The following is a 20,501-nucleotide window of genomic DNA, read 5'->3' as shown; positions in this document are numbered from 1 at the left end:
CATGGACGACGCAGTGCGCACAGACGGCGGCGGAGGCGGCGACTGGGGCAGGCGCGCCCTTCTCGGTACGTCGCTGGGGCTCGCGGCGGGGCTGGCGACGGGTGCCCCGGCGTGGGCCGGGGGCGGGCCGGGGCGGCCGTGCCGGAGGCTGCCGCGCGGCGGCATCGGCATGCACCTCTACACGATGCGCGCCGCCCTCGCGCAGGACTTCCTCGGCACGCTGGAGCGGCTCGCCGCGATCGGGTACGCGACGGTCGGTGTCAGCGGGCGGCACGGGCACACGGCGGACGCCGTCCGGCGGATGCTGGACGGCGTCCGGCTCAAGGCGGTCCTTGAGCACGTCGCGTACGACGTCCTGCGCGGTCCCGGCCTCGGCCAGGCCCTGGCGGACCTGCACACGCTGGGCGCGGCCTGGCCCGTGGTGCCGAGCCTGCCGGGCGCGCTGCACTCACCGGCCGGATTCCGGGAGGCGGCACGGGAGTTCAACCGGATCGGGCGGGCGGCGCGCGACGCGGGCCTCGGCCGTCTGCTGTTCCACAACCACGGCTCGGACCACGTCGTGGTCGACGGCGTCAACCTGTACGACGTCCTCGTCACGGAGACCGACCCGGATCTGGTCGGCTTCGAACTGGACGTCTACTGGGCCGTCAAGGGCGGTGCGAAGCCCGGGAGTTACTTCGTCCGGCACCCGGGGCGATTCCCCGCGCTGCACGTCAAGGACATGGCCGCGGACGGGGACTTCGCCGACGTCGGGTCGGGGACGCTGGACTTCGCGGCGATGTTCGACCACGCGCGCCGGGGCGGGGTGCGGCAGTGGCTGGTCGAGCACGACAACCCGACGGACCCGTTCGCCACGGCGCGGAACAGCTATCGGTATCTGGCGGGGCTGCGATACTGAGCGGCTACGCCCGGCACGGCTCGTCCAGGGTCCGGTCCGGGCCCTGGACGAGGCTCTTGTAGAGAAAGGTGGTGGGGCGCAGCATTCCGGCCGGATCCGCCGCGTGGTCCGGCACGACGCCCGTCCGGGTCCAGCCCGCCGAGGCGTACAGGGTCTCGGCGGGGCTGTCCGTCTCGGTGTCCAGGAGCAGCAGCGTCACGCCCGCCCGTGCGGCCTCCCGCTCCGCGAGCGCGAGCAGGGACCTGCCCAGGCCCCGGCCGCGCGCCTCGCGGTGCACCAGGAGTTTCACCAGCTCGGCGCGGTGGCGGGCGTTGGGCTTGGCGGCGAAGGCAAGGCTGACGGTGCCGATGACGCGTCCGGCGTCGCCGACCCCTTCGCCCCCGTTCGCGCGGACGACCCAGGTCGCGACGCGCCCGGCGGTCACGTCCGCCGCCCGACCGCGCCACCAGTCCGCCGCGCTCTCGCGGTCGAGCCCGGCGAGGAACCCGACGGACGCCCCGCCGTCCACCGCGTCGACCAGCAGCTCGCCCAACTCACCGGCCAGGGCCGCCATCTGATTCCCCATCACCCGCTCGGCGCCGAGCGCCGCAGCTGTCGTCACGGCGCCACCACCAGCAGCGCGTACCGCACGGCCCGTTCGCCCCCGCACCGGAATCGGGTGCTTCCCCACACCCGGAACCGCAGGCAGTCACCGGTGGCCAGCGCGTGCGGCACACCGCCCACGGTCACCTCCAACTCGCCCTCAAGGACCCAGATGTGCTGTTCGAGGCCGGGCAGGGGCGGCCGGTCATATGCCAGGTCGGCGCCGGGTGCCAGCGTGCCCTCGACGACTTCGCCGCGCAGGCCCGCGTGCGGCGGCGAGACGGACCGCCGCCCGAAGCCGGCGGCGGCGTCCGTCCACACGGCCTGCTCGGCGGCACGCACGAGCTGCGCGGGCTCGGCCTCGACCTCGCTGAGGAGCTGCGACGTGGTGCGGCCGTAGGCGCCGCAGAGCCGGTTCAGGATCGCCGCCGTCGGGCTGATCTCGCCGCGCTCGGCCCGCGAGAGCGTCGACCGGCTGACGCCGCTGCGCTCCGCCAACTCGTCCAGGGACCATCCCCGTTCGGACCTCAGCCCGGACAGGCGGGCGGCGAGCCGGGCGTCCACATCGCTGCCGACGGCCGGGGCGGCACCGTCGTCGTCGGTGGCCGGGGCGGCCACACTTCCATCACTTCCCATATTCGGGATGCTATCCCACATCCGAGACGTGGCGCTCGCTCGGGACGCCTGGGCTCCCCCAGCCGCCCTCAGTCGTGCGCCCCCGCCGCTCCCAGCAGCTCCCGGATCCGCCCCGTCGCCCCGCGGAACTCGGCCGACGCGAGCGTGGCCGCGTACGCCCGCTCCCGGGGCAGGCCGACGTCGATGACCTCGGTCACCGTGCCCGGGCGCGGGCTCATCACCACGACGCGGTCGGCCAGGTAGACGGCCTCGGGGATGGAGTGGGTGACCAGGAGCACCGTGGTGCCGGTCTCGCGCCAGATGCGGTTCAGTTCGACGTTCAGATGCTCGCGGGTGAGCGCGTCGAGGGCGCCGAACGGCTCGTCCATGAGCAGGACGGGCGGCTCGTGCAGCAGCGCGCGGCACAGCGCGACGCGCTGCTGCATACCGCCGGACAGCTCGTGCGGATAGGCGTCCTCGAAGCCGTCGAGGCCGGTCATGCGGATCAGTTCGTCGGCCCGCGCGCGGGCCGCGGCCGCCGGGAGGCCGCGCATCTCCGCCTGGAGCAGGATGTTGCGGCGGGCCGAGCGCCAGTCGAGCAGGGCGGCGCGCTGGAAGACGTACCCGATGTCACGCCGCGGCCCGCGCACCGGCTCACCGCCGAGCACCGCCGCGCCCGCCGACGGCGCGAGCAGCCCCGCGACCAGCTTGAGCAGCGTGGACTTGCCGCACCCCGAAGGTCCGACGATGGCGACGAACTCGCCGCGCGCCACGTCGAGGGAGACATCGCTGAGCGCGGTGACGTCCTTCCTCTTCGTACGGAAGCGGACGGAGACGCCGTCGAGCCGGACGGCGGACGCGGTGCCGCTGCCGGTCCGGTGGGACCGCGCATCGGACTGGTCCGGTGCCGCCTTGTTCAGTGCCGTGTCGTTCACGGTCGTCATCCCCTGCCCCCGATATCGACGGTCGTCATCGCCTGCCCCCGGTGCCCACGGTCGCCATCGCCCGCCCCGCTATCCCTTGACCCCGTTGGCCGCGTCCCAGTACTCGGCGACCGGTTTCGGGCTCTTGACCATGCCCGCCTCCGCGAAGACGTCGATCGTCTGCTTCCAGTCGGCCTCGGTGTTGGCGCCGGGCGCCTTGCCGCGGGTGGCGTCCGTGTGGAGCAGCGTCAAGGTGGTCTTGAACTGCTCCGCCAGGACCTCGCGCGGCGGCAGTTGCTCGGACGCGCCCTCCATCGCGGCGACCGCGGGCCCCGGGGACTTCTCGGCGGCGGCCCAGGACTCGCTCACGGCCGCGGTCATGCGGCGGGCGAGGTCGCCGCCGCGCCGCAGGGTCTTGGTCCCGGCGATCAGGCCGTTGGAGTAGAAGTTCAGGCCGTGTTCGGAGAAGCGCAGGTAGGAGACGTCCTTTTTGGCCTTGTTCTGCATGATCGGGCCCTGGTCGCTGGCGTAGCCGAGGAGGGCGTCCGTGCGGCCTGAGATCACCGCGGCGATCTTGCCCGCCGGGTCGGTGTTCTGGACCTCGACGTCGTCGAGGTCCAGGCCGTTCTTCTGCAGGAAGATGGGGAAGGTCTTGGTGAGCGCGTCGCCCGCGGTGCCCGCGACGGTCTTGCCCTTGAGGTCGGCGGGCGCGTCGATGCCCTCGGCGTCGAAGAACTGCACGGACGCGGGTGTCGTCTGGAGGTAGACGCCGAGGCTCTTGACCCGCACGCCCTGGTCGACGCCCGCGAGGACGGCCGGGGTGTCGGCCCAGCCGAAGTCGGTGCGGCCGGTGCCGGTCGCCTGGACCGTCTTCTGGGAGCCCTGCCCGGCCCGTATCTCCAGGTCGATGCCGTGCTTCTCGAAGACCTCGCGCTGCTTGCCGTAGTAGAACGGCGCGTGCTCGCCGTACGGATACCAGTTGAGGGTGAGCGTCACCTTGTCCAGCTTCTCGCCGGAGTCGCTGACAGTGGTCTTGTCGTCCCCGCCGCAGGCCGTCGCGGTGACGGAGACCAGGAGCAGCGGGAGGAGGCCGGTGAGGAGTCGGTTTCTGCGCGTCGCGTGCATGGGGTCGGCCCTTCTCGCGTGCGTCGGACGGGACGTGGCTGGGGAGCGTCGGCGCGTCAGAGCGTGAGGGTGGCGGCGGTGTCGCGGCGGGACGCGTGCCACGGCAGCAGCAGCTTCTCGGCGATCTCCACGAGGACGAAGAGGACGACGCCGATGAGCGACATCACGAGCAGCCCGGCGAACAGCATCGGGGTGTCGAGGTTGCCGTTGGCCTGCAGGATGACGTAGCCGAGGCCCTCGTTCGCGCCGACGAACTCGCCCACGACGGCGCCGGTCACGGCCAGCGTGACGGCGACCTTCAGGCCGGAGAACAGATGCGGCAGCGAGGCCGGGAAGCGGATCTTCAGGAAGGTCTGCCAGGGCCGGGCGCCCATGGTGGCGGACAGCTGGAGCATCTCCGGATCCACCGCCTTGAGCCCCGTCACCATCGAGATCACCACCGGGAAGAAGGCGATGAGGACGGCGATGAGGACCTTCGGGCCGATGCCGAAGCCGAGCCAGACGACGAACAGCGGCGCGATGGCGATCTTCGGCACGACCTGGGCGAAGAGCAGGATCGGATAGAGGGTCTTCTCGACCGTCGTGGAATAGACCATCACCACCGCGCAGAGGATGCCCACGCCGACGGCGATGAGGAAGCCAAGGAGGGTCTCGTACGTGGTGACCCAGCCGTGCTCCCACAAGTAGCCGGGCTTGTCGAGGATGACGTCGAGGGTGGCGCCGGGGGTGGGCAGCAGGTACGACTCGACCCAGCCGGCGGCGGCGATCACCCACCAGGCGCCGAAGCACACGAGCAGCAGGGCGAGCGGCCGCCAGGTCTTCTCGGCCGCGTCGAGGGCGCGGCGGCGCGGGCCGGGCCGGGTGCGCTCGGCGACGCCCGCCGTTTCCTTCGGGGCAGTACGGGACAGGACGCGCTGACTCACGGTGGACTCCCCGGAACGTCGGCGAAAGTCGTCAGGGCTACCTCGAGTTGCTGCCGGAACCGCCTCGCGAAGCACCTCACGCACATCTCGTGCGACACGCGCAGCACGCGCGCCACACGTTTCAGAAAGCGCTTTCTGACACGGTGTCCGCCACGCTAATGACTCGCCGACCACAGGGTCAATACGTCGTTCCGAAGTTCCGAACGCGGAATTCCGGGTGTGCCGGTGGGCGGCCGGGCACGGGGACGGCCGCCGGGGCCTACTCCGCGGCGTCCCCCAGGGCGCCGAGCACCGGCGCGATCAGCGGATGCGTCTCCGCGCCGCGGCGCACGGCCGCGAACACCCGCCGCGTGGGCGTGATCCCGTCCACCGGCCGGACCACGGCCCCCGCCATGTCCATCCCGCGCAGCGCGGACCTCGGTACGAGGGCGACGCCCGCCCCGGCCGAGGCCAGCGCGACGACGGCGCGGAAGTCGTCGGAGGTGTGCTCCAGGACCGGCTGGAACCCGGCCTGTTCACAGGCCAGGACCACCACGTCGTGGCACGGGTTGCCCGGGAACGGGCCGATCCACGGGTCCTTGGCCAGCTCGGCGAGCGGCACCCGCTCGCTGTCGGCGGCCCGGTGGCCCACGGGCAGCACCGCGTCGAACGGCTCGGCGTACAGCGGCACCCGCGTGAGCCGGGAGTCGTCCGCCCCCGGCGCGCCCCGGTACTCCACGGCCACCGCGACGTCCACCTGCCGGTCCAGGACCATCGGCAGGCTGGCGTCGCCCTCGGCGTCCTGAACCCGGACCCGGATGCCGGGCGCGGTCTCCGCGAGGCGGGTGAGGGCGGGGGCCACGACCAGGCCGATGCCGGTGGCGAACGACGCGAGGGTCACCGTGCCCGCCGTGCCCGCGTCGTACGCGGCCAGCTCGGCCTCGGCGCGCTCCAGCTGGGCGAGCACGGCGTTCGTGTGCGCCAGCAGGATCTCGCCCGCCGGCGTCAGCCGGACGCCCCTCGCGGAGCGCTCCACCAGGCGGTGGCCCGTCTCCTGCTCCAGCGCCGTGAGCTGCTGGGAGACGGCGGACGGGGTGAGGTAGAGGGCGGCGGCCGCTGCGGTGACGGTGCGGTGGTCGGCCACCGCGCGAAGAATGTGCAGCCGCCGCGCTTCGATCATGCGCCCATTCTCCCACCCACCCGCACCCGGGGCCCCGGCCCCGCACCCCGGCCTTCGCCTGGGGCTGAGCCCCTCTCCCCCATCGGCACTCCGCGCCTCGTCCTCAAACTCCCCCAAGCTCTCAATGAGCAGGGGGTATACCTCCACGACGGGCTGAAAATCTGCGGCTGGACCGCGCCTCCGCCGATCGCGCTGCCGTGCGGCCCAGATGGGTGCGGGGCGGGCGGACCACTCGCCGTACGGGCCGGATACCAGCCGTGCGGCGAAGATCCAGCCCGGGCGATGCCAGCCCGTCCGGCACTTGAGGACGAGGCCGCAGGCCGATCGGGGGCGCCCCCGCCCCACCCGCACGGGACACCGGGGCGCCCCGCGAGGGACTACGCAGCCTCCAACTCGGCCCGCGCAGCGACGAACGCGTCCACGGCCCGGTCCACGTCCGCCGTCGAGTGCGCCGCGGACAGCTGCACCCGGATCCTGGCCTGTCCCTGCGGCACGACGGGGTAGGAGAAGCCGATGACGTACACGCCCCGCTCGAGGAGCAGTTCGGCCATCCGCCCGGCCACGGCGGCGTCACCGATCATGACGGGCGCGATGGCGTGGTCGCCGGGCAGGATGTCGAACCCGGCCTCGGTCATCCGCGAGCGGAAGAGGGCGGTGTTGTCGGCAAGCCGTTCCCGCAGGTCACCGGCGGACTCAAGAAGGTCGAGGACCTTGAGGGAGGCGGCCGCGATCACCGGGGCGAGGGTGTTGGAGAAGAGATAAGGACGCGAGCGCTGGCGCAGCAGGGCGACGATCTCGGCGCGGGCGGCGACGTACCCGCCGGAAGCGCCGCCGAGCGCCTTGCCGAGCGTGCCGGTGATGATGTCGACGCGGTCCATGACGCCGTGCAGCTCGGGCGTGCCCCGGCCGCCGGGGCCGACGAAGCCGACGGCGTGCGAGTCGTCGACCATGACCATGGCGTCGTAGCGCTCGGCGAGGTCGCAGATCTCGGCGAGCGGCGCGACGTAGCCGTCCATCGAGAAGACGCCGTCGGTGACGACGAGCTTGCGCCGGGCGCCGCCTTCGGTGGCCTCCTTGAGCTGCTTCTCCAGGTCGGCCATGTCGCGGTTGGCGTACCGGAAGCGGCGGGCCTTGGAGAGGCGGATGCCGTCGATGATGGAGGCGTGGTTGAGGGCGTCGGAGATGACCGCGTCGTCGGGGCCGAGGAGGGTTTCGAAGACGCCGCCGTTGGCGTCGAAGCAGGAGGAGTAGAGGATCGTGTCCTCCTGGCCGAGGAAGGAGGAGAGCCGCGCCTCCAGCTCCTTGTGCACCTCCTGGGTGCCGCAGATGAAGCGGACGGACGCCATGCCGTAGCCCCAGCGGTCGAGCGCCTGATGGGCGGCGGCGATGACCTCGGGGTGGTCGGCGAGGCCGAGGTAGTTGTTGGCGCAGAAGTTCAGTACGTCGCCGGGACGGCCCCCCGCGGTGACGGAGACCGTCGCGGACTGCGGGGTGCCGATGACGCGCTCGGGCTTGTGCAGACCGGCGGCGCGGATCTCTTCGAGGTCGGCGGCGAGGGCGGCGCGTACGGAGTCGAACATCAGGGAGTCGTCCTTCGGGAGTGCGGAGGGTGGGCGGAGCCGGGGCTCGAGGGGGCCGGCCGGGGTGCGAGCCGGTCCGGCCGGGCTCAGACGGTCCAGTCGAGGATGACCTTGCCGCCGCGGCCGCTCGCCGCGTCGTCGAAGGCCTCCTGGAAGTCGCGGTACCCGTACCGTCCGGTGATCACGGGCGCGAGGTCGAGGCCGCCTTCGAGCAGCACCGACATGGCGTACCAGGTCTCGAACATCTCCCGGCCGTAGATGCCCTTGATGGTGATCATCGAGGTGACGATCTGCGACCAGTCGACGGCGAACTCCTCGGCGGGCAGGCCGAGCATGGCGATCTTGCCGCCGTGGGTCATGTTGGCGACCATGTCGCGCATCGCGCGCGGGTTGCCGGACATCTCCAGGCCGACGTCGAAGCCCTCGCGCAGGCCGAGTTCGCGCTGGCCGTCGGCGATCGTCGACTCGGCGACGTTGAGGGCGAGGCTGACGCCGGTCTTGCGGGCGAGCTGCAGGCGCTCCTCGCTGACGTCGGTGATGACGACGTGGCGGGCGCCCGCGTGCCGGGCGACGGCGGCGGCCATCAGGCCGATCGGGCCCGCCCCTGTGATCAGCACGTCCTCGCCGACCAGCGGGAAGGACAGGGCCGTGTGCACGGCGTTGCCGAAGGGGTCGAAGATCGCGGCGATGTCGAGGTCCACCTGCACCCGGTGCACCCACACGTTGGCGGCGGGCAGCGCGACGTACTCCGCGAACGCCCCGTCGCGCCCGACACCGAGGCCGACCGTGGCGCGGCAGAGGTGGCGGCGCCCGGCCAGACAGTTGCGGCACTTGCCGCACACCAGGTGGCCCTCGCCGCTGACCAGGTCCCCGGCCTTGATGTCGGCGACGTCCCGGCCGGTCTCGACGACCTCGCCGACGAACTCGTGGCCGACGACCAGCGGCGCCTTGATGGCCTGCTGCGCCCAGCCGTCCCAGGCCCGGATGTGCAGATCGGTGCCGCAGATCCCGGTGCGCAACACCTTGATCAGGACGTCGCCGGGGCCCACCTGCGGCTCGGGGACGTCCATCAGCCGGAGACCCGGCTCTGCCTTCTCCTTGACCAGCGCCTTCACGCGTCGGCTCCTGTCGTACGTCTGGGGGGTGCCGGCCGCCCGTACAGCTCCTGTACGTCCCGTACCGATGCCCACACCGGTCGCACACCGACGCACAGCAATCTTCCGTACGCCGCGCCGCTGGTCCATCGAGGATTTCTTAAGCGCGGCCGCAGCTTTCCTTCAGACCCCAGGCGGGCCGGGCGTTCCCGGGGCCGGACGGCCTAGCGCCGCTGCCCCCGATCGAAGTACACGATCAACTCCGGATCGAGCTCCGGCACCGCGCGCGGCGCCCCGCCGTCCCGCAGCGACTGGGTGGCCCGCACCCCCGCGGCGACGGCCATCCGCGCGGCCACCGGCGAGGTGTCGGTGACTCCCCCGTCCCGCGCGAACCGCACGAACTCGTCGACGAGCAGCGGATCCGCGCCGCCGTGCCCGGCTGTGTCGTCGGCGTTCCCGGCGTCCGGCACCGGGTACTCGGCGTCGCCCCGCTCCCGGTGCGCCGAACGCCCGCTGTTCCACACCCTCACCACGCCGCCGGGACCGTCGCCGAAGTTCTCCAGGCGGCCCGCGTCGCCGATGACGGTGTAGTTGCGCCAGTAGTCGGGCGTGAAGTGGCACTGCTGGTAGGCGGCGAGGACCCCGTTGTCCAGGCGCATGTTGACCAGCGACACGTCCTCGACGTCGATCACCGGGTTGAGGGCGCGCTGGGTGTGCGGCGGCCAGTGGCCGTCCTCGGTGTACCAGTCGTCGGCCTTGGGCTCGCCGGGAGCGCGGCGGTGCGGATTGTCGCCGTAGACCATGAGGTCACCGAGCGCCTGCACCTGCCGGGTGTAGCCGCCCGCGAGCCAGTGCAGCACGTCGATGTCGTGGGCGGCCTTCTGCAGCAACAGGCCGGTGGTGTACCGCCGTTCGGCGTGCCAGTCCTTGAAGTACCAGTCGCCGCCGTACCCCACGAAGTGCCGCACCCACACCGTCTTGACCGCGCCGATCTCACCGCGCCTGATGATGTCCCGCATCAGCCGCACCACCGGCATGTGGCGCATGTTGTGCCCGACGTACAGCCGGGTGCCGCTCTCGTACGCGGCGCGCAGGATCGCGTCGCACCCCTCGACGTCGATGGCGAGGGGCTTCTCCACGAACACGGGCTTGCCCGCGCGCAGCGCCGCACAGGTCAGTTCGGCGTGGGTGTGGTCGGGGGTGAGGAGCACGAGCGCGTCGACGTCGGGGTCCTCGGTGACCTCGCGGTGGTCGGCGGATATCCGGGCGCCGGGGAAGGCCGGGGCGGCGGCGGTGCGGGCGGCCGGGTCGGGGTCGGCGAGCGCGGTGACGCGGGAGCCCGCGCCGGGCCGGTGGGCGGTGCGGGCGAGGGAGCCGCGAAGCCCGTAGCCGAGGACGCCGAGACGGAGGTCGGTCATGGGGTGCCTTTCGGAGTGCGTGGATGCCATGCGGGATGAGCCATTCGGAAAACGCTTACTAGACGGTCAGTGCGTCATCGACAGTCACCCCCTTGCACTTCTTTCCCCACAGCCTCTGGCGTACAGCCTCGCCGCAGTACACGCTTACTGTCCACGGCGTATCACTCTCCGAACCGAGGACCCCGCCATGACCCCGCCCCACCTCGCGCTCCCGCCCGCCGACCGCGTCCGCTCGCCGCTCACCGGCTGGACCCGCGCGCACTGGGAGGCGCTCGCCGACCGACAGCTCCAGGCGCTGGTTCCGTACGCCACGCCGGGGTTCGCGCAGTACCGCCTGCCCGGGCGCGAGAGTTGGTCGGGGGTGGTGTCGGACGGGCTGGAGGGCTTCGCGCGGTCCTTCCTGCTCGCCTCGTTCCGCATCGCGGGAGCGGGCGGTGACGTGGATCCCGCGCTGGTGGAGCGGTACGCCATGGGTCTTGCGGCGGGCACGGACCGCGACCGGCGCGCGGGCGGGGCGGGCGGCGGCGAGGCGTGGCCCGAACTCACCGACTGCTCCCAGCAGATGGTGGAGGCCGCGTCCATCGCCATCGGCCTGCACGAGACGCGGCCGTGGATCTGGGACCGGCTCGACACCGGGGTGCGCGAGCGGGTCGTCGACTGGCTCTCGGGCTTCGTCGGCGCCCGCACCTGGGACAACAACTGGCGCCTCTTCCAGGTGGTGGCCGAGGAGTTCCTCGCGTCGGTGGGCGCCCCGCACCGGCGGGCCGACATCGACGGGGGCCTGGACCGCATCGAGGACTGGTACCGGGGCGACGGCTGGTACAGCGACGGCGACGGCCGCAACTTCGACTACTACATCGGCTGGGCGATGCACCTGTACCCACTCCTGTGGGCGCGCATGGCGGGCCCGGAGCACGACGGCGGCCGCGGCGCGGTGTACCGCGAGCGCCTCGCCCGGTTCCTCGCCGCCTACCCGCACTTCTTCGGCGCCGACGGCGCGCCCGTGCACCAGGGCCGCTCCCTCACGTACCGCTTCGCCGTGACCGCGCCCGTGTGGCTGGGCGCCCTCGCGGACTGCTCGCCGCTCGCGCCGGGCCTGACCCGCCGTCTCGCCTCCGGCACGGCCCGGCACTTCGTGGAGCGCGGCGTCCCGGACGAGCGGGGGCTGCTGCCGCTCGGCTGGTACGGGACCCATCTGCCGTCCACGCAGGCCTACTCGGGACCGGCGTCACCGTACTGGGCGAGCAAGGGCTTCCTCGGCCTGCTCCTGCCCGCCGACCATCCCGTGTGGACCGACCGCGAACTCCCGCTCCCCGTCGAGGAGTCCGACCAGTACACGGCGCTGCCCCGGCCGGGCTGGCTGCTGCACGGCACCCGCCACGACGGCATCGTCCGCCTGGTCAACCACGGCAGCGACCACCACCCCGTCCGGGACACCGACGGACCGGCGACGGACGACCCGCACTACGCCAAGCTCGGCTACTCCACGGCGACGGCCCCCGAGACCGCCCCGCGCGCGTGGGAGCGCGCCGTCGACGGCCATCTGGCGCTGCTCGCCCCGGACGGCACCGCCTCGCGCCGCCGCCGCATCCACCCGCTGGCCTGCGCGGGCCGCACCGCCTCGTCCCGTCACGACGCCTGCTTCCCGGGCACCGAGGACACGTACCCGATCCTCACCACCAGTGCCCTGTACGGCCCGTGGGAGATCCGCGCGCACCGGGTGCGGGCGCCCGCGGGGGCGACGGTCCGCGAGGGCGGGTACGCGGTGGCGGACCAGGCGCCGCCGCGGGTGGAGTGGGGGCCGGGGTGGGCGCTGGCGCGGACCGACGCGGGGCTGGTCAGCGCGGTGGTGGGGTTGTACGGGTGGCCCGATGAAGGAGGTGCGGGAGGTGCGGCGGGCGCGGCGGCGGCTGATGGCGCGGCGGCGGCCGGTGCTGCGGCGGGTGCGGTCCGGGAAGTCGAGGCCAACGCCTACGGCCCGCACTCGGCCACGCCGTACCTGATGGCGCGCGCCCATCCGGGCGGTGCGAGCGTCCACGTCACGCTGGTCGCCCTCACGCGGGACGACGTACGGCCGGGGGCCCTGAAGGAGGCGATCGGGTGCGTCGTGCGCGACGACACGGTACGGATCACGTTCCCCGACGGAGCGGAGCTCGTGCTCTGAGGCGCGGCCGTGCGTGCCGCCCGGTCACAGGGGCGCGGCTGTGTCCCCGTCGTACCCGTCGTCCTCGCGCCGCTGGATGCGCGCGGCCAGCTCGGCCGCCATCGCCTTGATCGTGTCGAGCCCGGCGCGCCCCCACGCCCGCGGTCGCACGTCCGCGGCGCACACGGTGCCGAGGACGAGGCCGGTCCGGTCGGCGAGCGGCGCGCCCAGGTAGGACTGGATGCCGATCTCGTCGACGACGGGGTTGCCCGCGAACCGCGGGTAGTCGCCCACGTCCTCGAGGACCAGCGCCCGGCCGCGCACCACCACGTGCGGGCAGTAGCCGCGCTCGCGGCCCATGTGGCGCCCGACGGCACCGGTCGGCGGCTCGGTCGCGTCGGCGCCCGGCTCGGCCGGCTCGGGCAGGTGCAGCCCGGCGAAGAACTGCCGTTCCTCGCCGATGAAGTTGACCATCGCGTACGGGGCGTCCAGGACCCGCGCGAGCCGGTCCGCGAACGCGTCGAGGCCGGGCTCGCACCGCTCCCCCAGGCCCAGCTCCCGCAGCCGTCGCACCCGCGTCGGCGCGTCCTTGTCGACCGGGGTCAGCAGCAGCCGGCCGGTCGCTTCGTAGGTCATCGGCGTGCTCCAGGGGTCATGTCGTGCGGGCTCCGAAGGTGGACGAGGCGGGTGCGTGGGCGAGCAGGTGGCGGACGAGGGTCAGGAGCGTCTGGATGCCGGAGCTGGAGATGCGGGCGTCGCAGCGGACGACCGGTACCTGCGGGTCGAGGTCGATGGCGGCGCGCACCTCCTCGGGCTCGTAGCGGTGGGAGCCGTCGAACTCGTTGATGGCGACGATGAATCCCATGCCGCGCTGCTCGAAGAAGTCGACGGCGGCGAAGCAGTCCTCCAGGCGGCGGGTGTCCGCGAGGACGACCGCGCCGAGCGCCCCCTCGGACAACTCGTCCCACATGAACCAGAACCGCTCCTGGCCCGGTGTGCCGAACAGGTAGAGCACGTGCGCCGGGTCGAGGGTGATCCGTCCGAAGTCCATGGCGACGGTCGTCGTGGTCTTGTTCTCCACGCCCGACAGGTCGTCGGTGCCCTCGCTGACCGTCGTGAGCAACTCCTCGGTGCTCAGCGGCGCGATCTCGCTGACCGCACCCACGAAGGTCGTCTTGCCGACCCCGAACCCGCCCGCGACGAGGATCTTCAGCGCGGTGGGGAAGGCGTCAGAGCTGTCGTCGTAGTCCATCGAGCACTGCCTCCAACAGGGACCGGTCAGTGGGGTTGTGGTAGAAGTCCGGGGCTCTCGTGGTGATCGCCCCGCAGTCGACGAGATCGGACAGGATCACCTTGGTCACCACCGCCGGCAGCTTGAGCTGGGCGGCGATCTCCGCGACCGAAGTGGGTGCCTCGCAGAGGTCGAGCGCGAGGGTGTGCTCGGGGCCCAGATAGCCGGCCGGGACGGTGCCGGTCGTCCGCACCTGGGACAGCAGGTCGAGCTGTGCCGTCGGTCTGGTGCGCCCGCCGCTGACCGTGTAGGGGCGGATGAGCCGCCCCGCGGCGTCGTCGAGCCACGGCCCGTCGTGCGGGGGCCCCACGCTCAGTGCCTCATCGACGCGGGCTCGGCAGCGGGCTGCCGGGGCGCTGTGACCAGGTAGGGGCGCACGCTCTTCACGAGCATCGCCATCTCGTAGCCGAGCACCGCCGCGTCCGCGTCCCGCCCGGCGAGCACCGCCAGACAGGTCCCCGAGCCCGCCGTGGACACGAAGAGCAGCGTGGAGTCCAGCTCCACGACCACCTGCCGTACGTCCCCGCCGTCCCCGAAGCGGACGCCCGCGCTGCGCCCGAGCGAGTACAGGCCCGAGGCGAGCGCCGCCATGTGGTCGGCGCTGTCCGGGTCGAGGCCGTGCACCGACTTCACCAGGCCGTCGCAGGAGAGCAGGACGGCGCTGTGGGTGTGCGGCACCCGCTGCACGAGGCCGCTCATCAGCCAGTCGAGATCGGATACCTGGCCGGTCGGCGCATCGCTCGCCATGGTGGATCGACTCCTTGAAGTACGGGGGTTCTCGAAGTTCTCGAGGTCTGCCGGGGCAGACGGGGCGGGGGTGGTGCGGTCGGTCACCCTGATCGGCGCGGCCCGCGAGCCCGGCGTGTCCGGTGCGGACAGCGCGGACGGCGGGGGCGGTGCGCCCGGCGCGGTCAGCCGCCCTGGTCGGCACGGCCTGCCCGGTCGCCTCGGTCGACGGTCACGGTGGGGCCGGGCCCCGGGTTGGTCCGGGCCGCGCCGACCGCGCCGTCCGGGGAGACGTCACGGGCCTCGGCGGCCTGGGCGAGGCCGATGCCGCGCTGGAAGGCGGCCATCAGACCGGGGTCGTGGCCGACGTGTTCGTCGTCCTCGCGCGGAGCCCGGGCGTCGCGCAACTGGGGTGCCAGGTGTTCCTGGGCGCGGCGCTTGGGCAACTGCGGTCTGCCGACCCGGCCGCGCACGGCGCCGTTGCGGGGCAGCGGCGGGGTGGCGGTGTGCTCGATGGCGCTCTGCCGGTCCTCGGGGCGGATGCCCGGTACGGCCTCGGCGGGGGTGGGCCGGTCGCCGCGGGGGGCCCGGACGGGCAGCGGGGCGGGCTGGGTGGTGCCCATGGGGCCGGTGAGACCGGTGGCTCCCTGGTTCCCGTGCCGAGGGGTGTGGGGCGCGCGGGGGGTGCCGGGGTCCTGGCGGGCGAAGGGGTCGTGCGGGGTGTGGGGTGTGAGGGATTCCTGGGGGGTGTGGGGTTCTTGGTACGCGTACGGGTGGGCCTGCGGGTGTGCCTGCGGGGTGGGGCTCTGGGCGGAGTGGCGGGGCTGGGGGGTGGTGGGCGCGGGGTGGGCCGAGGCGGGCGAGGGGGCCGGGGTCGGGTCCGTGACCGATGCGGGGGCCTGGGCGGTTGCTCGCGCCGGGGTCGAGCCCGGGTAGGCGGAGGCAGCCTGCCGCGGCCCGGGCACCAGGCCGCTCACGCCACCGCCCGCACCCCCGCCACCGCTCGCGCCCCCGCCGATGTCCCCACCCACGGCGACGTTCCCGTCGGTCCGACCGCCGCCCGCGCCCCCGCCGCCCCGGGCAGCCGACGGCGCGTCGTCCTGCTCGGCGCCGAGCAGCCCCTGCGGCACGATCAGGACGGCCTGCACCCCGCCGTAGATGTTGGTCTGGAGGCGTACGGCGATGCCGTGCCTGCGGGCGAGCGCGGCGACCACGAAGAGCCCGATGCGCCCGTCCTGGAGCAGGCTGGCGACGTTGACCTGGTCGGGGTCGGCGAGCAGTTGGTTCATCCGGACCTGCTCGGCGAGCGGCATGCCGAGGCCGCGGTCCTCGACCTCGATGGCGAGCCCGGCGGTCACGAGGTTGGCGCGCAGCAGGACTTGGGTGTGCGGGGCGGAGAACACGGTGGCGTTCTCCACGAGTTCCGCGAGCAGGTGGATGACGTCGGCGACGGCGTGCCCGCGCAGGGTGCCGTCGATCGGCGGCACCAGTTTGACCCGGGAGTACTGCTCGACCTCGGCGATCGAGGAGCGCAGCACCTCCGTCATGGTCACCGGCCTGCTCCACTGGCGCCGGGACATGGCGCCGCCGAGCACGGCCAGGTTCTCGGCGTGCCGTCGGATGCGGGTGGCCAGGTGGTCGATGTGGAAGAGGCCCTTGAGGAGTTCGGGGTCCTCGACGGTGTTCTCCAGGTCGTCCAGGAGTGAGATCTCGCGGTGCACGAGGGACTGCAGCCGCCGGGCGAGGTTCACGAAGACCTCGACCTTCTGCTCGCTGCCCGCCTGGCTGGAGAGCCGGGATGCCTGCACGACGGCGGTGACGGCGCCGTCGTGCGCCCGGGACAGCTCCTCGGCGAGCGGGCCGAACTCGTCCCCGGTGGCCACGGGCCGCGCGGGCTGCTGCCCGGGCTCGGCCGGTGCCTCGCCGCGGCGCAGTTGCTCGACGAGTTCGCGCAGGTCGGCCTGGCCGCGCACACTGGCGCGGCGCAGCGCGCCGACGCGGTCGCGCACGGCCCTGGAGGTCCGCTCGGCGGCCACCGCGGCGATCACGACGCAGGCGAGGCCGAGCACGGCGGCCGCGCCGAGCACGGCGAGCAGGGGTGGTCGGGGCCGGGCCCCGGCGTCCCGGATCAGGTACAGCACGGCGGCGCTGCCGCACAGGCCGACCGCGACGGCGGGCAGCACGGCGATGCGCAGGAGCTGGGGTCGTATGCGCGCCTCGGGCAGCGGTGGCGCGGCGCGGCCCCCTGACCTGCCGTGCCGGCCGCTCTCCCGGCGGTCTGCGCGTGCTGCCGGTGCGCGAAGGTGAGACATCTGCGTCCTCGGTACGTGCGGACGGGACGCCGCGGCGGTCCGCCGCGGCATCTCGTCGATGGCATCGCGATGCCGGCCGGCAGGCCGTGATGTGATCCCTGCGTCGCCCGACGGCCACACACGGTAGTCGTCACCGCATCAAGTGCGGTGGGCAGTTGACAAACTCCGGCGGCAGGGATCCCGCTCTGGTATGACGCGTCGCACGACTGCGCGAAAACGCTCGTACGGGTGCGCGAGGAACGCTACGAATGTTCACTCCGGGGCAGGTCAGGTCGGCGGACGGGCCGACCGGCCCCAAGGCCCCTCCGGTCAGCCGACTTCCGCGACCTCGTGCCCCGGTGCGCTCGGCGTCGGCTTCTTCCGCCCGCACGTCCCCGGACTGCCCGCCGCGGCGTCCTGCGGCGCCCGCGCGATCGCACGCCACCACGGGGCCTCGGGCAGGGCGTCGGACGACGGCTCGAAGGGCTCGCCGGGGATCGGCAGGGCGACCGCGGTGTCCTCGTCGCGGGCGGCGGCGAGCGTGTTCTCGCCGGGCTCCGACCACGGGTGCGGCGCGAGGTTGAACGTGCCCCAGTGGATCGGCAGGAGTACGCCGTGCGGCTTGCCGCCCTGAAGGTCCAGGTGGGCGCGTACGCCTTCCTCGGGCCTCATGTGGATGTCGGGCCAGAACTCCGCATAGGCACCGATCTGGATCATCGTGGCGTCGAACGGGCCGTGCAGGGCGCCGATCTCCTTGAAGCCGGGGAAGTAGCCGGTGTCGCCGCTGTGGAAGACGCGGTGCTCGGGGCCGCGCACGGCCCAGGACGCCCACAGCGTGTGCTGCTGGTTGCGCAGGCCGCGCCCGCAGAAGTGCCGGGCGGGTGTCGCCGTCAGGGTCAGGCCCGCGATGTCCGTGGACTCGTGCCAGTCCAGCTCGCGCAGCCGGTCCGCGGGCACGCCCCAGCGCTCCAGGTGGGCGCCGACGCCGAGCGGCACCGCGAACACCGTGTCCGTACCGGCGAGGGCCCGGATGCTGGGCATGTCCAGGTGGTCGTAGTGGTCGTGGGAGATCACGACCGCGTCGACGGGGCCGAGCGCGGCCAGGGGCACCGGCACCGGGTGCAGCCGCTTCGGCCCGGCGAAGGCGAACGGCGAGCACCTGTCGCCCCACACGGGGTCGAAGAGCACCCGGCGGCCGTCGATCTCGGCGAGGACGCTGGAGTGCCCCATCCAGGTGAGCCGCAGGCCGCTCGCCGGGGGCCTGGCGAGGTCGGCGAGGGTCGTCGCGTGCACCGGGATCGGGGCGGAGGGGGTGCGGCGGACCCGCTCCTCCTTGCGAAAGTAGATCTTCGCGAACTCCAGGGCGGATCCGGACGGCCTGGTCCGGGCGCCCAGCGGGTTCTGGAACGAGCCGTTCGCGTAGTGCGGCGATCTCTGGATGCGCGCAAGCCGCTCCCCCGCGGGATCCGCGCCGAAGGCGGCCGGCCGCAGCGAACGGAGCCGGGGGCTCGAGAACCGGGACACGGCACCTCCAGAAACAGGATTGCTCAGGCTCCCCCCATTATGTGCGCCACCTCCGACAGCGGCCGCCGGGGCCCGGCCCCAGGGCCCGCCCGCCCGCGTCCGGCCCCGATGTCACATCCGCGCTCCCTCGTTCCGTCTCCTCCACGAGACGGCGAAACCACGCCGCGCACGACCGGGAGGTGGCCCCCATGGCCCGCATTTCGCTCACCCCGCCCCGCACCCTGTTGCTGCGCGCCATGGAGTGGTACTCCAGGCGCGCCTACGGCAAGGTCCTCGACCCGGGGAAGGCGATGGCACACAACGGCCGCGTGCTCTGGTCCTACCTGCGCTTCGAGCAGTCCGTCGCCAAGTTCCGCGCGCTCGACGGGGACCTGAAGATGCTGGCCGAGATGACGTCGGCAGCGGCGATCGGCTGTGCCTGGTGCATGGACTTCGGCCACTGGGAGGGCAACCGGCGTGGCATGGACCCGCGCAAGCTGCACGACGTACCGCGGTGGCGCGAGAGCGATGTCTACACGCCGCTGGAGCGGGACGTGATGGCGTACGCGGAGGAGATGACCGCGAATCCGCCGGAGGTCGACGACGAACTGGCCGCCCGGCTGCTCGGACGGCTCGGCGAGGCCGCGTTCGTGGAGCTGACCATGATGGTGGCCGTCGAGAACATGCGCTCGCGGTTCAACTCGGCGATGGGGCTGACCAGTCAGGGCTTCAAGGAGTCCTGCGACCTGCGGGACGCGCCCGCGGGGAGGTCGCGTCCCGCGGCGTAGGCCTCCCGGCGGCGGGGCCCGTGGTGTACTCCTGGCTGCTGACTGATCGGTCAGTAGCCAGGAGCCAACGATCGGCAGACCGCAGGAGCAGCCCCATGCCCGTCCCCGCCGCACCCCAGCCGTCCGTGCCCCCGCCGCCTCCGCCATCCCTGCCATCCCCGCCCTCCCCGCCCTACCTGTCCCTGACCTGGACCGATCACGTCACCGGTCGTCGCGGCTTCCTGGTGGTCGACCGGCTGGTGCGCGGAGTGTGCAGCGGGGGCCTGCGGATGCGGCCGGGCTGCACGCAGGCGGAGGTGGCCGGGCTCGCACGCGGGATGACGATGAAGGAGGCCCTCCACTACGACCCCCGGGCGCGCTACATCCCGCTCGGCGGCGCCAAGGGCGGCATCGACTGCGACCCGCGGGACCCGGCGGCCTACGACGTCCTGGTGCGCTATCTGCGGGCGATGCGCCCCTGCATCGCGGACTTCTGGACCACCGGCGAGGACCTGGGCCTGACCCAGGACCTCGTCGACCGGGCCGCCGCCGAGGCCGGTCTGACGTCCTGCGTGCAGGCCGTCTACCCGCTCCTGGACGACGAGGCGGCGGCGCGGCGACGGCTCGCGGACGCGTTCGCCGTCGCGGTCGACGGGGTCGGCCTGGACGCGCTGGTCGGGGGCTGCGGTGTCGCCGAGTCCGTGCTGACCGCGCTCGACGCGGCGGGCGTGCCGCCCGCGCACGCCCGCGTGGCCGTGCAGGGGCTCGGCACCATGGGCGGCGCGACGGCACGTTTCCTCGCGCAGGCGGGGCTCACGGTCGTGGCGGTGGCCGACATCAAGGGCACGGTCGCCAACCCCGACGGCCTGGACGTGGAGGCACTGCTCGCCGCCCGGGACGCGTACGGCACCGTCGACCGCGCGGCCCTGCGCCCCGGCGACCGCGAACTCCCCGACGGCGCCTGGCTGTCGGCCGACGCGGAGGTCCTCGTACCGGCCGCCGTGTCGTACGCGATCGACGTCACCAACCAGGAACGGATCAGCGCCCGTTGGATCGCGGAGGCCGCCAACATGCCGGTCCTCCCCGACGCGGAGCGGCTGCTCACCGCACGTGGCGTGACGGTGCTGCCGGACGTCGTCGTCAACTCCGCGACCAACGCCTGGTGGTGGTGGACGCTGTTCGGCGACATCGGCACCTCATCCGGTACGTCCGACGGGGCCGCCCTGGCCGACGAGGCCTTCGCCCACACGCGCCGGGCCATGCGCGCGCTGGTCGGGCAGGTGCTCGCGCGGGCTCGGCGGGACGGCACGACACCGCGCGCCGCCGCGCACGCGCTGGCCGCCGACCGGCTCCCGGAGATCACCGAACGCTTCGGCTGGTACGCGCCGCGTGCGACGACGTGAGGCGTGCACGGGCCGGAGCCCCGGCCGTTGAAGGTCCGGCACGGCGCCGCACGCCGCGCA

At 73.5% G+C, this 20,501-nt stretch carries 19 protein-coding genes; 4 read left to right on the top strand and 15 right to left on the bottom strand.

The window, feature by feature from the left end; genetic code table 11:
• Nucleotide 1 precedes the first annotated feature (1 nt).
• Nucleotides 2-898, top strand: a complete 897-nt coding sequence (locus IE274_RS25850; protein ID WP_190118282.1) for a sugar phosphate isomerase/epimerase family protein — start codon at nt 2-4, stop codon at nt 896-898.
• A 4-nt stretch (nt 899-902) separates the two neighbouring features.
• Here IE274_RS25850 and IE274_RS25845 read toward each other — a convergent pair whose 3' ends face one another.
• The 9 genes from IE274_RS25845 to IE274_RS25805 all read right to left on the bottom strand — a co-directional run bounded on the left by IE274_RS25845 (nt 903) and on the right by IE274_RS25805 (nt 10,317).
• On the bottom strand, nt 903-1,463 hold the full coding sequence (locus IE274_RS25845; RefSeq protein WP_190118417.1) for a GNAT family N-acetyltransferase: 561 nt from the start codon (nt 1,461-1,463) through the stop codon (nt 903-905).
• Between the two features lie 32 nt (nt 1,464-1,495).
• Nucleotides 1,496-2,116 (bottom strand): helix-turn-helix domain-containing protein, encoded by a 621-nt coding sequence (locus IE274_RS25840; protein ID WP_190118281.1) that lies wholly within the window; start codon nt 2,114-2,116, stop codon nt 1,496-1,498.
• A gap of 68 nt (nt 2,117-2,184) precedes the next feature.
• On the bottom strand, nt 2,185-3,039 hold the full coding sequence (locus tag IE274_RS25835) for an ABC transporter ATP-binding protein (RefSeq protein ID WP_190118280.1): 855 nt from the start codon (nt 3,037-3,039) through the stop codon (nt 2,185-2,187).
• 69 nt (nt 3,040-3,108) lie between these two features.
• Nucleotides 3,109-4,143, bottom strand: a complete 1,035-nt coding sequence (locus IE274_RS25830; RefSeq protein ID WP_190118279.1) for an ABC transporter substrate-binding protein — start codon at nt 4,141-4,143, stop codon at nt 3,109-3,111.
• A 56-nt stretch (nt 4,144-4,199) separates the two neighbouring features.
• Complete coding sequence (locus IE274_RS25825) at nt 4,200-5,066, bottom strand: ABC transporter permease (RefSeq protein WP_190118278.1); 867 nt, start codon at nt 5,064-5,066, stop codon at nt 4,200-4,202.
• A gap of 259 nt (nt 5,067-5,325) precedes the next feature.
• Nucleotides 5,326-6,225: a LysR family transcriptional regulator gene (locus tag IE274_RS25820; protein ID WP_190118277.1), complete on the bottom strand. Its 900-nt coding sequence runs from the start codon at nt 6,223-6,225 to the stop codon at nt 5,326-5,328.
• A 377-nt stretch (nt 6,226-6,602) separates the two neighbouring features.
• A complete protein-coding gene (locus tag IE274_RS25815) occupies nt 6,603-7,805 on the bottom strand; it encodes a glycine C-acetyltransferase (RefSeq protein WP_190118276.1) in 1,203 nt (400 codons plus the stop codon).
• A gap of 86 nt (nt 7,806-7,891) precedes the next feature.
• Nucleotides 7,892-8,920, bottom strand: coding sequence for an L-threonine 3-dehydrogenase (tdh, locus tag IE274_RS25810; protein ID WP_190118275.1), 1,029 nt, complete (start codon nt 8,918-8,920; stop codon nt 7,892-7,894).
• A 203-nt stretch (nt 8,921-9,123) separates the two neighbouring features.
• Nucleotides 9,124-10,317 (bottom strand): Gfo/Idh/MocA family protein, encoded by a 1,194-nt coding sequence (locus IE274_RS25805; protein WP_190118274.1) that lies wholly within the window; start codon nt 10,315-10,317, stop codon nt 9,124-9,126.
• A gap of 187 nt (nt 10,318-10,504) precedes the next feature.
• On the opposite strand from IE274_RS25805, the gene IE274_RS25800 reads away from it, so the two are divergent.
• Nucleotides 10,505-12,481, top strand: a complete 1,977-nt coding sequence (locus IE274_RS25800; protein WP_190118273.1) for a DUF2264 domain-containing protein — start codon at nt 10,505-10,507, stop codon at nt 12,479-12,481.
• A 24-nt stretch (nt 12,482-12,505) separates the two neighbouring features.
• On the opposite strand, the gene IE274_RS25795 is transcribed toward IE274_RS25800, so the two are convergent.
• From IE274_RS25795 to IE274_RS25770, 6 genes are all read right to left on the bottom strand, one after another.
• Nucleotides 12,506-13,096: a GAF domain-containing protein gene (locus IE274_RS25795; protein ID WP_190118272.1), complete on the bottom strand. Its 591-nt coding sequence runs from the start codon at nt 13,094-13,096 to the stop codon at nt 12,506-12,508.
• A 16-nt stretch (nt 13,097-13,112) separates the two neighbouring features.
• Nucleotides 13,113-13,712 carry a GTP-binding protein gene (locus IE274_RS25790; RefSeq protein ID WP_190118271.1) on the bottom strand — a complete coding sequence of 200 codons (600 nt, stop codon included), beginning with the start codon at nt 13,710-13,712 and terminating at the stop codon, nt 13,113-13,115.
• Nucleotides 13,690-14,061 (bottom strand): DUF742 domain-containing protein, encoded by a 372-nt coding sequence (locus tag IE274_RS25785; RefSeq protein WP_190118270.1) that lies wholly within the window; start codon nt 14,059-14,061, stop codon nt 13,690-13,692. The genes IE274_RS25790 and IE274_RS25785 overlap by 23 nt, the downstream gene beginning before the upstream one ends.
• A 2-nt stretch (nt 14,062-14,063) precedes the next feature.
• Nucleotides 14,064-14,498 (bottom strand): roadblock/LC7 domain-containing protein, encoded by a 435-nt coding sequence (locus IE274_RS25780; RefSeq protein ID WP_190118269.1) that lies wholly within the window; start codon nt 14,496-14,498, stop codon nt 14,064-14,066.
• A gap of 164 nt (nt 14,499-14,662) precedes the next feature.
• The gene (locus IE274_RS25775; RefSeq protein ID WP_190118268.1) at nt 14,663-16,789 is read right to left on the bottom strand and encodes a sensor histidine kinase; all 2,127 of its coding nucleotides are present in this window, start codon (nt 16,787-16,789) and stop codon (nt 14,663-14,665) included.
• A 309-nt stretch (nt 16,790-17,098) separates the two neighbouring features.
• Nucleotides 17,099-18,292: an MBL fold metallo-hydrolase gene (locus IE274_RS25770; protein ID WP_190118267.1), complete on the bottom strand. Its 1,194-nt coding sequence runs from the start codon at nt 18,290-18,292 to the stop codon at nt 17,099-17,101.
• Nucleotides 18,293-18,480: 188 nt separating this feature from the next.
• On the opposite strand from IE274_RS25770, the gene IE274_RS25765 reads away from it, so the two are divergent.
• Nucleotides 18,481-19,059, top strand: coding sequence for a carboxymuconolactone decarboxylase family protein (locus IE274_RS25765; protein WP_190118266.1), 579 nt, complete (start codon nt 18,481-18,483; stop codon nt 19,057-19,059).
• 95 nt (nt 19,060-19,154) lie between these two features.
• Nucleotides 19,155-20,441, top strand: a complete 1,287-nt coding sequence (locus tag IE274_RS25760; protein WP_190118265.1) for a Glu/Leu/Phe/Val dehydrogenase dimerization domain-containing protein — start codon at nt 19,155-19,157, stop codon at nt 20,439-20,441.
• The last annotated feature ends 60 nt before the right edge of the window (nt 20,442-20,501 follow it).

Origin of the sequence: Streptomyces flavofungini (assembly GCF_014650815.1) — a bacterium.
GTDB classification, from domain to species: domain Bacteria; phylum Actinomycetota; class Actinomycetes; order Streptomycetales; family Streptomycetaceae; genus Streptomyces; species Streptomyces flavofungini.
This window is presented reverse-complemented; position numbering and strand designations above follow the sequence as displayed.

Coding starts and splice junctions, on each gene's coding strand:
- IE274_RS25850 (WP_190118282.1), top strand. CDS start 2: ATGGACGACGCAGTGCGCACAGACGGCGGCGGAGGCGGCGACTGGGGC.
- IE274_RS25845 (WP_190118417.1), bottom strand. CDS start 1,463: ATGGGGAATCAGATGGCGGCCCTGGCCGGTGAGTTGGGCGAGCTGCTG.
- IE274_RS25840 (WP_190118281.1), bottom strand. CDS start 2,116: ATGGGAAGTGATGGAAGTGTGGCCGCCCCGGCCACCGACGACGACGGT.
- IE274_RS25835 (WP_190118280.1), bottom strand. CDS start 3,039: ATGACGACCGTGAACGACACGGCACTGAACAAGGCGGCACCGGACCAG.
- IE274_RS25830 (WP_190118279.1), bottom strand. CDS start 4,143: ATGCACGCGACGCGCAGAAACCGACTCCTCACCGGCCTCCTCCCGCTG.
- IE274_RS25820 (WP_190118277.1), bottom strand. CDS start 6,225: ATGATCGAAGCGCGGCGGCTGCACATTCTTCGCGCGGTGGCCGACCAC.
- IE274_RS25815 (WP_190118276.1), bottom strand. CDS start 7,805: ATGTTCGACTCCGTACGCGCCGCCCTCGCCGCCGACCTCGAAGAGATC.
- IE274_RS25805 (WP_190118274.1), bottom strand. CDS start 10,317: ATGACCGACCTCCGTCTCGGCGTCCTCGGCTACGGGCTTCGCGGCTCC.
- IE274_RS25800 (WP_190118273.1), top strand. CDS start 10,505: ATGACCCCGCCCCACCTCGCGCTCCCGCCCGCCGACCGCGTCCGCTCG.
- IE274_RS25795 (WP_190118272.1), bottom strand. CDS start 13,096: ATGACCTACGAAGCGACCGGCCGGCTGCTGCTGACCCCGGTCGACAAG.
- IE274_RS25790 (WP_190118271.1), bottom strand. CDS start 13,712: ATGGACTACGACGACAGCTCTGACGCCTTCCCCACCGCGCTGAAGATC.
- IE274_RS25780 (WP_190118269.1), bottom strand. CDS start 14,498: ATGGCGAGCGATGCGCCGACCGGCCAGGTATCCGATCTCGACTGGCTG.
- IE274_RS25775 (WP_190118268.1), bottom strand. CDS start 16,789: ATGTCTCACCTTCGCGCACCGGCAGCACGCGCAGACCGCCGGGAGAGC.
- IE274_RS25765 (WP_190118266.1), top strand. CDS start 18,481: ATGGCCCGCATTTCGCTCACCCCGCCCCGCACCCTGTTGCTGCGCGCC.
- IE274_RS25760 (WP_190118265.1), top strand. CDS start 19,155: ATGCCCGTCCCCGCCGCACCCCAGCCGTCCGTGCCCCCGCCGCCTCCG.